The sequence below is a fragment of the Pandoraea pnomenusa genome (genome assembly GCF_000767615.3).
GTDB lineage: Bacteria > Pseudomonadota > Gammaproteobacteria > Burkholderiales > Burkholderiaceae > Pandoraea > Pandoraea pnomenusa.
Genome location: NZ_CP009553.3, coordinates 565203 through 577141, shown reverse-complemented (window position 1 = coordinate 577141; position 11939 = coordinate 565203). Strand labels below are relative to the sequence as shown.

The window sequence follows — 11939 nt, the reverse complement described above, 5'->3', positions numbered from 1 at the left end:
CTTCGATGACGGTGTCGACAGGCGCCTCGCGCGCCGCGCACGGCGGCCGTCCCGTGCGCCTGATCGTGGCGATCACGGGGGCGACGGGGGCCATCTACGGTGTGCGGCTGCTCCAGCGCCTGCGGGCCATGGGCGGAGTCGAGACACATCTGCTCGTCTCGGGCGCCGGCTGGCTCACGCTGCGGCACGAACTCGGCATGGATCGCGCCGACGTGCAGGCGCTGGCCGATCAGTACCACAGCGTGCGCGAGATCGGGGCGAACATCGCCAGCGGATCGTTCGCCACGGCGGGCATGGTGGTGGCGCCCTGTTCGATGAAGACGCTCGCCAGCGTGGCGCACGGCCTGTCGGACAACCTGATCGCGCGCGCGGCCGACGTCACGCTCAAGGAGCGCCGCCGCCTCGTGTTGATGGTGCGCGAAACGCCGTTCAATCTCGCGCATCTGCGCAACATGACGGCCGTCACGGAAATGGGCGGCATCGTCTATCCACCGCTGCCTGCCTTCTACAACCGTCCCGAGTCGATCGACGCCATGGTCGACGACACCGTCGATCGGATCATCGACCTGTTCGGCGTCGCACCGCCCGTATCCACCAGCTGGGACGGCCTCGGCAAGGACGCCGAAGCCTGAGTCGCACCGACCCGGCGTTGCAGCGTATCGAGTGCGCCCTGCCCTTGCCCGGCCGCCGACTCGGGAGTCTGCACGCATGGCGCCATGCGTGATGTCGTTCGGATCGCGCAGACAGACGTGATCGCCATCGCCATGCCGTTCGACCGTTCGACCGTTCGACCGTTCCACGGCGAACGGCACGTCATGCGACTCGGAGCGCATGGACTATAGTAGAAACGCCACACTTTGCGCGCCAGGCCGCGTTCCCCCGTGGTGTGACATGTTGGTGACCGGAGTTCGTCATGGAGACCGCCCTCTCGCCCCTCGCCGTCTACGCCGTTGTAACGCTGGTATTCGTCATGCTGGTCCTCGTCGTGCCCGCCGGCGCCCGTTGGCGTCAGGTCGCATGGCCCGCTTCGGTGCCTCCGCTCTCGCCACACAGGCCGGGCGATCTGCTCGGCGCACCACGCACCCCTTACTGGCGCTCGCCACACGACACGCAGGACCTGCGGCGTCCGTCGTACTTCGCGACATCGGCGCGCCGGGGACAACGCCCCGCCAGCTTTCTCGCGCCGCGCGACCACGATCGGCGCTGACGTCGGGGCGCGGCCCTCACCCAGCGGTGCCCCGCAGGCCCATGGGGTAACCGATTCGTCGGCCGAATCGCAGGGGTGCCCTGCCGCCGCATCGTGCCTCGCCCGCTGTCCTGGTGACGTGGGTCCAGCGCTTCCTTACGCCTTGTTACATCTGTAGTGCGACCGTAGCACCGGTGCGCGCACGCGATCCGTAAAATCACGTTCACGGATCGCGCTTCGCAGCGCATCGCATCGCGGCGATGCCCGGCGAAGCGCGGATGACAAGGAGATCAGATGCAAGGCAAATTCTGGATCATGACGGCAACTGCCACGGGAATGGCCGCGACGCTCATCTCGGGCAGCGCCTTCGCGCGCACCGACGTCTCGGTCAACATCGGCATCCCCGGCCCGGCCATCATCGCACCGGGCCCGGTCTACGCGCCGCCGCCCGTCTATGCGGCACCGGCGCCGATGATGGTGGCCCCGCCGCCGCCCGTCTACTATGGCCCGCCGCCGCGTTATTGGCGCGGCCCACCGCCGGGACACTGGCGTCATCACGGCGGCTGGGATCGTCGCGATTACGGCCACGGACGCGGCTGGGACCATCGCCGCTGAGCCCGACCGAGCCCGACTGAGCCCGAGTCGAAAATAAAGCCCCGCAGGGAGCCAACCCGCGGGGCTTTTTTCATGAATTGCGTGCCATTCATCAGCAGCTCGCATACCGCATCATTCAAGATTCGATGACGCCGCCGATTTCACTGCTCACTCGCATTGCCAATCAATAGCGATAACAGCACGGATGTCCGTAATATCCACCGTAATAGGGGCGCGCGGGAACAACGACGCAGCCGGCGAGCGTGGCGGCGAGCAAGGCGGCGACAAGCAATTTCATGATCTGACTCCTGAGAGAGGACGCGAATCGGGAACGTGAATTCGTTCGCTTTCTTTATATCGCCGCCCCCGCGCGAAGCCCATCACGCGTCTGTAAGCCGTGTAAGCGAAGGTTGCCAAACGAGGCATGTGTCGCACTTTGTTACGTAACGTCGATCGCCCGTGGCCGTAACATGCGCGCATGTATCACCGGCGAGGCCAGCAACGACGCGGGTTGGCAACGTCCGCGCATCTGGCACGCGGCTTGCGTCGTCAACGACGTCGCCCTTTCAATTGCCCCGAAGAGTGCGACTTTGCGTACACGCCTCCTCCCGTCGCCAACGCGGGAGGAGGTCTTTTTCTCCCTCCTTCCGATTCAATGTCGAGATGAATTCCGACATCGGGTCGCGACCGATTCCTGCACCGTTTGCGTGCGGATTTCATTTCATTTGAGCGTTTGAAATGTATTGACGCTATAACAGCGTCGACTTCACGCGTGGTTCATTTATCTTTAAAGCCTTGTTACGCGCGGCTTTCACGGTGTTACCCGGGTTCGGGCGAAAAACCACATTCGGGTACGCACTGATCTCAAGTTGACTTTCGCACTGTCGTAATCGCGTCTATAGAGGACTGCGTTTCGGGGGCCGGTGTGCGCAGGTTTTCTTTCGTGACGGTCGCACGACACGCGCCGGGGCAAGCGTATCAAGGGGGAAAGTCATGGAAATCGCCACGCCTGAACTCCAGATGGAGCAACAGGAACTGCAGGCCGTCAGCGCAGCGCTCAATCGGGTGCAGGCCGTTATCGAATTCGATCTGCAGGGCCGCATCCTGCATGCCAACGAGAATTTTCTCCGGACCGTGGGCTACCGGCTCGACGAGATCCAGGGGCAGCATCACCGCATGTTTTGCGAACCGGCCTATGCGGCATCGCCTGCCTATCAGGCGTTCTGGGCCAAGCTCGGCAACGGCGAGTTCGACAGTGGCGAATACAAGCGCATCGGCAAAGGTGGGCGCGAGGTGTGGATTCGCGCTTCATACAACCCGGTGCTCGATGCCAACGGCACGCCCTACAAGGTCATCAAGTTCGCGACCGACATTACCGAAGAGCGCGGCCGTCAGGCGGAATTCGAGAGCAAGGTCAGGGCCATGGACCTCGCGCAGGCGGTGATCGAATTCAATCTCGACGGCACGGTCATCACGGCCAACGACAACTTCCTGAAAACGCTCGGCTACTCGCTCGACGACATTCGCGGCCAGCACCATCGCATGTTCTGCGAACCGGATTACGTCGCCTCGCCCGCATACCAGGATTTCTGGGCCAAGCTCAATCGCGGGGAGTTCGATGCGGGACGCTACAAGCGGCTCGGGCGCGGCGCTCGCGAAGTCTGGATTCAGGCGACTTACAACCCGATCCTCGACGCGAACGGCCGCCCTTACAAGGTGGTGAAATTCGCCACCGACATTACCCAGCAGGTCGAACTCGAAGCCAGCGTGAAGCGGCGCGCGGAAGACGATCAGCGCAAGGTCGCGCAGCTGCTCGACACCGTCAATCGAGCGGCCGCCGGCGACCTGACGGGCGAAATCGCCGTTGCGGGCACCGACCCGATCGATCAGTTGGCCGACGGCATCCGGCACATGATGGACGACCTGCGCGGCGTGATCGGCAAGGTCGTCAATTCGGCCGGCGAATTCTCCGGCGCATCGCATGACATCGCCGAGCGCGCCAACACAGTGGCGACCGGGGCTCAGGCACTCGGCGCGACGGTCGAAGAGATGAATGCGTCGATCGAGGAACTGACGGCGTCGATCAACTCGATCGCCGACAACACCAAGGGCGCCGATCAGCTCGCCAAGTCCACGCAGCAGGAAGCCGAGACCGGCGCGCGCGCCATCGCCCGCTCTGTCGAGGCGATGGAACTGATCAACAAGTCCTCGGAGGACATCGGCGAGATCGTGAAAGTCATCGGCGAGATTGCCGGGCAGACCAATCTGCTCGCGTTCAACGCGGCCATCGAGGCGGCGCGCGCAGGCGAACACGGCCTGGGCTTCTCGGTGGTGGCCGACGAAGTCCGCAAGCTCGCCGAGCGCTCGTCGCAGGCGACCAAAGAGATTTCCAAGCTGATCAACGAGTCCACCAAGCGCGTGGCCCAGGGCAGCGAGGTGTCGCGCCAGGCGGGCGAAGCCTTCGAGAAGATCGTGGGTGGCGTGTCCCGCACCACGCAGGCGATCTCCGAGATTTCTTGCGCGGCCGACGAACAGCTCGTGGCCGCGCGCGAAGTCAGCCTCGCGATTCAGCACGTCGCCGAGGAAACGGAGAAGTCCGCCGCCGCCTGCGAGACCATCGCTCAGGCGACGACTGGCCTCAATCAGGGAGCACAGGAGCTCGACCGGACGGTGTCGCGGTTCAAGGTGTAAGCGTCAAGCGCCATTCGGCCGCCATCCGGCATACGCCATGCCGCGGCCTGCATCTGCCTGGCGCGTGATTGCGAAGCGCGCCGGATCTCACATCCACCCGGAGGCACGCCATGGAAATCGAAGCCGACGCCGATCCCGGTACGCAGCAGGCGCTCTTGCGCGCCGTGCACCGGCACACCGGCATCTCGATGAACGAGAAGAAGTGGACGATGCTGCAAGGCCGCCTGCGCCCACGCCTGCGCACGCTCTCGCTGCGCTGCTATCGCGACTATCTCGCGCTGCTGGAAAACACACCCGACGAAGTCCGCAACTTCGTGAATCTGGTCACGACCAACGAGACCACGTTCTTTCGCACGCCACGCGTGTGGGACTACTTCGCCCAGCACTTCCTGCCGCGCTGGCACGCGGCGCACCCGGGACGGACGTTGCGCATGTGGTCGGCCGCCGCGTCGTCCGGCGAAGAAGCTTATTCGGCGGCCATGCTCTGCGAGGAATTCCGTGCGCGTCACCCCGGCTTTCAGTACCAGATCCATGCGACCGACATCTCCAGTCAGGTGCTGGCCGCGGCCATGGCGGGTACCTATGGCGGGCGCAGCATCGACGCGCTGCGCCAACAGCGCCCGGCGATGCTCGCGAAGTACTTCCGCCCGGTCGAGGGCGGGTTCGCGATCGCGCCGGAGTTGCGCGCGCACGTCACGTTCGCCGAACACAATCTGTATCAACGACTGTCGTATCGCGAAGCGTTCGATTTCGTCATGCTGCGCAACGTGCTGATCTATTTCGAGACAGGCGATCAGGAGCGCGTTCTCGAGAACGTGCGACGAACCATCGCCGCTGACGGCGTGCTGGTCGTCGGGGAGTCGGAGTCGCTCGCGCGGTTGTCGACAGGCTATCAGTTCGAACAACCGCTCATTTACCGGAATCAGGGGGCGCCGAATGGGGTCGTCGCATGATATTCAGGTGTTGATGGGCGAGGTGCGTATCGGGCGCGGCGAAGATGTGCTGCGCGCCATCCTCGGCTCGTGCGTCGGTATCGGTCTGCTATGGCGCGCGCGAGGCCTGTATGGCCTGGCGCACTGCCTCCTGCCGGAAGCGCCGACGCCCACGCTCGCGATCGGCGCCAAGTACGTCACGCAAGCCGTCCCGTCGCTGCTCGCGCTGATGAAAGCCGACGGCGCGCGCCGCAGCGAGATCGAAGCCGTGATCGCCGGGGGCGGCAACATGATGCCGCACCAGCCGCCCGCCAGGCATGGCCTGATCGGCGTGGCTAACGCCAGGATGGCGCAGGCGCTGATCGCCGCAACGGGCATCCCCATCATTCATGTCGAAGTCGGCGGCGAAGTGGGGCGGCAATTGACGATCGATTGCGCGCATCACGCCTTTCACGTGCGCGCGATCGGCTCGAACGGCAGCGCGGCGGTGCCTCGCCGCCCGGCGCTCCGACTCGTGGAAGGCGAATCATGAACGCACGCACACCGGGATTTCCGTTTCTGTCTCGCGACGCCGTGACCGGCCCCTCAGTCCTGCCCTCGACCGTGCCGCCCGCCGTCTCGCTTTACGAAGGCTATGGCGCTTACCGCGGTGCGCCTCGCGCAGGCATCGCCGCCGAGGCACCGGTGACGCCCGCCGCGCCGCACATGAGCATCGACTCGGCCGCCTCCATCGCTCCCACCGCGCCCGCCATCGAAACGCCGGCATCGCGCAAGGCAACGTCCGACGACGTCGAAGTCTTCGGCTCGTTCCATTTGGGCGATGTGGAATTCGCGCTCCCGATCGCCGCCCTGCAGGAGGTGGTGAACTACCCCGAGCGTGTCACCCCGGTACCGCTCTCGCCATCGTTCCTGCTCGGGCTGTTCAATTTGCGCGGCACGCTGATTCCCATCGTCGATCTCAAGCCCCTGCTGGACATGGTCCCTTGCGCGCCCGACGCCGAACCGCAGGCGCACGCAGCGCATGCGTCGCAAGGGTCGCATGAGCTACAGGCGTTGCCCACAATGCGGGCCGTGCACGGCAAGATCGCGATCGTCGACGTCGACGGCGTGCGCGTGGGCCTGTTGTTCGACGCGACGAGCGAGATCCTGCGTGTGCGCGCCTCGCAGCGCACCGGTTTCGAGTACGCGCCGTCGCACACGGCACCTCAGGTCGTCGCCGGCGCGATCAAGCTCGACGACGGCGACCGCATCCTGCAGATTCTCTCGCCAGGTGCGCTCGTGCACATCCGCAACATGCCGCAGTTGCTCGCCCGCCAGGCGCTCTCGGCGCCTCAGCGTCGGCTGCAACGTCAGCGGCTGCAATGCGTGTCCTTCACGGTCGAGCACTCGCGCCTTGCGCTGCCGATGAGCGCCATTCGCGAGATCATCCGCATTCCGGAGCTCCAGAACTCCGCGCTGGCGAGTGTGTTCTGCGTGGGCATGCTCAACCTGCGCGGCACCGTGGTTCCGGTCGTCGACTTCGCCCATTTACTCGGCTTGCAGGCCAACCGCCCGGACGCCGGGACCGTGGGCACGCCGTCCGACCCGCGTCGCATTCTGATCGTCAAGCAGGAAGACGTGCATTTCGGCCTGCTCGTGGATGCGGTGGACAGCATCGTCACATACTACGCCGACGAACTGCTCGCGATGCCCTCGTTCAGCGCCTCGCACGCCCAGCTCTTTTCGGGCTGCATCGCCCGCGAGTCGGCCGACGACATCGTGCTGCTCAACGCCGACGAACTGTTCACGCATGCGCAGGTGATCGAGCTCACACGCGGCCATCGGGAGCTGTACCGTGAAGCGCCAGGCGCGCAGCGCGCCGGGTCGGCCGACGGGGCATGGCGGACAGCGAAGTCGTCGCGCGGTTCACGGCACGCCTACGTATCGTTCCGACTTCAGCACATGCTCGCGGTGCGACTCGACCAGTTGCGCGAGATCATCCACGACTCGCCCGATGTCATGCCCGCGCCCGGCGCGCCGTCGTTCGTGCGCGGCATGCTCAACCTGCGCCGCGAACTCATCACCATCGTCGACCTGCGCGCGCTCTACGGCATGCCGCCGCACGACGACGCGCACACGCGCAAGATCCTCGTCATCGAACATGGCCACGACAAGTTCGGGCTGCTCGTCGACGCCATCGAGAACATCGTCACACTCGATGAAGCCGACAAGTTGCCCGTCCCTGCCTTGCTGCTCGGGCGCGCGACGAACGAGATGCGCAACGACATGCGCGAAGCCGTGGAGCTGCCCGCCGCCGACGGCTCGGCGCGCACGGCCATGCTCCTCGACCTGCAACCGCTGAAGCTGCGACTGGAGGCGGCATTGGCGCAGTGAGGAGACGGTTCATTGAAGTGCCGGCGATTCGCGAGCGCCGGTCGCAGGGCCCTGCGGCGTGTCGGGGGGCACGCCGCAGGGGTGGTATGTCGGGGAATCGGATGAGGGCGGCTGACGGCGGCTGACGGCGGCTGACGGCCGAAACGTGACGCGACCGCGTCAGACCACTTCGTGGCGATGGATGTCGTGCGTGACGAAGCCGGTGGACTCGCCGGGCATGGCCAGCCACTCGGGATGCGAGAGCGTGCGTCGCACGTCGTCCAGCCCGCTCGCCCAGTGATCGAGCATGGTGGCCAGGCCGAACTGATAGTCCTTGTAGTGTCCCTCGTACTCCTTGTTGCGATAAATGAGCTGCACCACGTTGTATCGCTTGCTGCACGCAATCTCCTCGGCCGCGTGACACCATGGGTCGCGTGCACGCACCTCGGCCGGCACGCGCTCGAGCACCTCGCGCAGCACGCGCCGAAAATGTTGTGCACGCTGCAGATTGTCGGTCACCAGGCGCGTCCTGCTCGAGAACTGGATGTCCTTTTGCCGATCCGCCACATCGTTCAGATTGTCGGGGAGCGGTCCGCGAGCGCTCCACAAATCGACCTGGAACGCGAGCGTATCGCGACGCGGCGACGTGCCGAGCACTTCGGACAGCGGCGTGTTCGAGACCAGACCGCCGTCCCAGAAATACTGACCGTCGATCTCCACCGCCGGAAAACCGGGCGGCAGCGCGCCGGACGCCATGAAGTGCTCCGGCCGCAGCACTTCCCGCGTGTTGTCGAAATAGACGAAGTTGCCCGTATGGACGTTGACGGCGCCCACCGACACGCGAATCTCTCGCGAATTGATCCGGTCGAAGTCGACGAAACGCTCCAGGGTGCTGCGTAGCGCGGACGTATCGTAGTAACTCGCATGGGCCGGGTCGCCCATGGCGGTGGGCAGCGGCTGCGGCCAACGCGGCGTGAAGAATCCCTTCTGGCCTTCGATCAGCGCACGCCACGCCTGCCAGGCGCTGTAGGCGATGCGCCCGGACTCGGGGCCATTGAGGATGGCGGCCTCGAGCGGCGCGGGCAGCGGCGGGAACACCCCCGGCTCGCAAATCGTTCGCCAGAAGGCTTCGAGCTGCGCCACGCGCCGCTCGGGCGCATTGCCCGCAATGACGGCGGTATTGAGTGCCCCAATGGAAATGCCCGCGATCCAGTTCGGTGCGATGCCCGCTTCGGACAGCCCCGCGTACACCCCCGCCTGATACGCCCCGAGCGCGCCGCCGCCCTGCAGCACGAGCGCGACTGTCTCGTATGGCGGCAGATCGATGGCGCGGTTGGGGACTTTCGGCGGATTGGCCGTCATGTTCGTTCTCCTGATGCCCGGCATTGCCCGGCAATTGCCTGACGAAACCGGCGGTGCGGACGAGGTACCGGTCGAGGACCGACCGGATACCGGGCGCGCGCCGGCGCGAGGCCGACGCGCCACGTGCTTACTGCATGAACCAGCCGTGGCTCACCACGAACGACTGACCGGTAAACGCGGCCGTCGGGAACGTACTGAGGAAGAGCGCGGTCTGCGCGACGTCGTCCACCGTCGTGAACACGCCGTCGACGGTGCCGCCGAGCATGACCTTCTTGACGACCTCGTCTTCCGAGATGCCCAGCTCCTTGGCCTGCTCGGGAATCTGCTTGTCGACGAGCGGGGTGCGCACAAAGCCCGGACAGATGACGTGCGAGCGCACATTGTGCTTCGCGCCTTCCTTGGCCAGCACGCGCGCCAGGCCGAGCAGGGCGTGCTTGGCCGCCACGTAGGCGGACTTCAGCGGCGACGCCTCGTGCGAGTGCACCGAACCCATGTAGATGACGATGCCGCCCCGGTCGTCCTTGTACATGTGCTTGAGCGCCGCCTTGGTGGTGAGAAACGCACCATCGACGTGGATGGCCTGCATTTTCTTCCAGTCGGAGAACGCATAGTTCTCGATGGGGTTGACGATCTGGATGCCGGCGTTCGAAATCAGGATGTCGACCGAACCGAAGGTGTCCGCCACCTTGTCGATGCCACTGTTCACGGCGTCTTCGTTCGTCACGTCCATCGCCACGCCCATCGCGCGTCCGCCTGCGGCCTTGATCTCTTCGGCCACGGCGTCGGCGCCCTGCTGGTTCAGATCGGCGATCGCCACTGCCGCGCCGGCACGCGCGAGCGTGAGGGCGATTTCCTTGCCGATGCCGCTCGCGGCACCGGTGACCACGGCGACCTTTCCATTCAACTGATTCACTGGCTGGCTCATTTGCACACTCCTGATTCGTCAAGATGGCGGGTCATGCGATGCGATTGTGGCCTGCATCGGCACGGCTCGTCGAACACGGGTTTCGGCGCCGGCGTATCCCCTGCATCCGCCTGGACGTTACCGGGCGCCGCTGAAACAGAAAAGGCGCCTTGCGGCGCCTTTTCCTGCATTACCGCGCGATCGGCTTGTAGCGGATACGCTTCGGCTTTGCCGCCTCCTCGCCGAGGCGCTTCTTCTTGTCGGCCTCGTACTCCTGGTAGTTGCCCGGGAAGAACTCGACATGCGAGTCGCCTTCGAAGGCCAGAATGTGCGTGGCGATACGATCGAGGAACCAGCGATCGTGCGAGATGACCATCACGCAGCCGGCGAACTCGAGCAGCGCATCCTCGAGTGCACGCAGGGTTTCGACGTCCAGATCGTTCGACGGTTCATCGAGCAGCAGCACATTGCCGCCGGAGATCAGCGTCTTGGCCATGTGCAGACGGCCGCGCTCGCCGCCCGATAGCGAGCCGACCTGCTTCTGCTGGTCCGAGCCCTTGAAGTTGAAGCGGCCGATGTAGGCGCGCGAAGGCGTTTCGTACTTGCCTACCGTCAGCACGTCGGCACCACCCGAGATCTCTTCGAACACCGTCTTGGTGCCATCGAGCGCATCGCGGCTCTGGTCGACGTAGGCCATCTTCACGGTCGGGCCGACCTTGATCTCGCCGCTGTCCGGCTGTTCGCGGCCCGTGAGCATCTTGAAGAAAGTCGACTTGCCGGCGCCGTTCGGGCCGATGATGCCGACGATGGCGCCCGGCGGCACCGTGAAGCTCAGGTCGTCGATCAGCAGACGGTCGCCGAAAGCCTTCGACACATTCTTGAATTCGATGACTTCGTTGCCCAGGCGCTCCCCCACCGGAATGAAGATTTCCTGGGTTTCGTTGCGCTTCTGGTATTCCTGGCTGTTCAGCTCGTCGAAGCGGGCAAGACGCGCCTTCGACTTCGCCTGGCGGCCCTTCGGGTTCTGACGCACCCACTCGAGTTCCTTCTTGAGCGCCTTCTGACGCGCCGACTCGCTCGCCTCTTCCTGCTTCAGGCGCTGTTCCTTCTGGTCGAGCCACGAGCTGTAGTTGCCCTTCCAGGGAATGCCATGACCGCGGTCGAGTTCGAGAATCCACTCGGCGGCGTTGTCGAGGAAGTAACGATCGTGGGTCACGGCCACCACGGTGCCCGGGAAGCGCGTGAGGAACTGTTCGAGCCAGTCGACGGATTCGGCGTCGAGGTGGTTGGTCGGCTCGTCGAGCAGCAGCATGTCCGGCTTCGAGAGCAGCAAGCGCGCCAGCGCGACACGACGCTTCTCGCCCCCCGAGAGCACGCCGATCCTGGCGTCCCAAGCCGGCAGGCGCAGCGCGTCGGCGGCCACTTCCAGCGTTTGTTCGATGTTGTTGCCGTCGCTCGCGGCGAGGATCGCTTCATACTTGGCCTGTTCGGCGGCCAGGGCGTCGAAGTCGGCGTCCGGCTCGGCGTAGGCCGCATAGATTTCGTCGAGCTTCGCGCGCGCCTGCATCACTTCGCCCATGCCGCCTTCCACGGCCTCGCGCACCGTCTGCTCCGGATCGAGCTGGGGCTCCTGCGGCAGGTAACCGATATTCAGGTTCGCCATCGGGATCGCCTCGCCCTCGATTTCCTTGTCGACGCCGGCCATGATCTTGAGCAGCGTCGATTTGCCCGAACCGTTCAGGCCCAGCACGCCAATCTTGGCGCCCGGGAAAAACGACAGGGAGATGTCCTTGAGGATGTGACGCTTGGGCGGCACGATCTTGCCCACGCGGTTCATGCTGAATACGTACTGTGCCATTCGGCTTTCCTGATCCTGAAACAGTGACGACGCTCTGGCGCGAGCCTCGGATAGCGGCAA

10 protein-coding genes are annotated in these 11939 nt (G+C 65.1%); 7 read left to right on the top strand and 3 right to left on the bottom strand.

What is annotated here, in order from left to right; translation table 11 throughout:
- Positions 1 to 5 precede the first annotated feature (5 nt).
- From LV28_RS26720 to LV28_RS26690, 7 genes are all read left to right on the top strand, one after another.
- Positions 6 to 632 (top strand): UbiX family flavin prenyltransferase, encoded by a 627-nt coding sequence (locus LV28_RS26720; RefSeq protein WP_023593998.1) that lies wholly within the window; start codon positions 6 to 8, stop codon positions 630 to 632.
- 281 nt (positions 633 to 913) lie between these two features.
- Positions 914 to 1207: a hypothetical protein gene (locus tag LV28_RS26715; protein WP_023593997.1), complete on the top strand. Its 294-nt coding sequence runs from the start codon at positions 914 to 916 to the stop codon at positions 1205 to 1207.
- A gap of 273 nt (positions 1208 to 1480) precedes the next feature.
- Positions 1481 to 1801, top strand: coding sequence for a hypothetical protein (locus tag LV28_RS26710; protein ID WP_038618918.1), 321 nt, complete (start codon positions 1481 to 1483; stop codon positions 1799 to 1801).
- A 972-nt stretch (positions 1802 to 2773) separates the two neighbouring features.
- Positions 2774 to 4471 carry a methyl-accepting chemotaxis protein gene (locus LV28_RS26705; RefSeq protein ID WP_023593994.1) on the top strand — a complete coding sequence of 566 codons (1698 nt, stop codon included), beginning with the start codon at positions 2774 to 2776 and terminating at the stop codon, positions 4469 to 4471.
- Between the two features lie 110 nt (positions 4472 to 4581).
- Positions 4582 to 5424, top strand: coding sequence for a CheR family methyltransferase (locus tag LV28_RS26700; protein WP_038618923.1), 843 nt, complete (start codon positions 4582 to 4584; stop codon positions 5422 to 5424).
- The gene (locus LV28_RS26695) at positions 5408 to 5935 is read left to right on the top strand and encodes a chemotaxis protein CheD (protein WP_023593992.1); all 528 of its coding nucleotides are present in this window, start codon (positions 5408 to 5410) and stop codon (positions 5933 to 5935) included. Before LV28_RS26700 ends, LV28_RS26695 begins: the two co-directional genes overlap by 17 nt.
- Complete coding sequence (locus LV28_RS26690) at positions 5932 to 7776, top strand: chemotaxis protein CheW (protein ID WP_048806459.1); 1845 nt, start codon at positions 5932 to 5934, stop codon at positions 7774 to 7776. The genes LV28_RS26695 and LV28_RS26690 overlap by 4 nt, the downstream gene beginning before the upstream one ends.
- Before the next feature lie 159 nt (positions 7777 to 7935).
- Here the strand turns inward: LV28_RS26690 and LV28_RS26685 are convergent, their stop codons facing one another.
- The 3 genes from LV28_RS26685 to ettA all read right to left on the bottom strand — a co-directional run bounded on the left by LV28_RS26685 (position 7936) and on the right by ettA (position 11879).
- Positions 7936 to 9117, bottom strand: a complete 1182-nt coding sequence (locus LV28_RS26685) for a DUF3734 domain-containing protein (RefSeq protein ID WP_025250213.1) — start codon at positions 9115 to 9117, stop codon at positions 7936 to 7938.
- Positions 9118 to 9244: 127 nt separating this feature from the next.
- Positions 9245 to 10030: a 3-hydroxybutyrate dehydrogenase gene (locus tag LV28_RS26680; protein WP_174234935.1), complete on the bottom strand. Its 786-nt coding sequence runs from the start codon at positions 10028 to 10030 to the stop codon at positions 9245 to 9247.
- Positions 10031 to 10211: 181 nt separating this feature from the next.
- The gene (ettA, locus tag LV28_RS26675) at positions 10212 to 11879 is read right to left on the bottom strand and encodes an energy-dependent translational throttle protein EttA (RefSeq protein WP_023593988.1); all 1668 of its coding nucleotides are present in this window, start codon (positions 11877 to 11879) and stop codon (positions 10212 to 10214) included.
- Between the last annotated feature and the right edge of the window lie 60 nt (positions 11880 to 11939).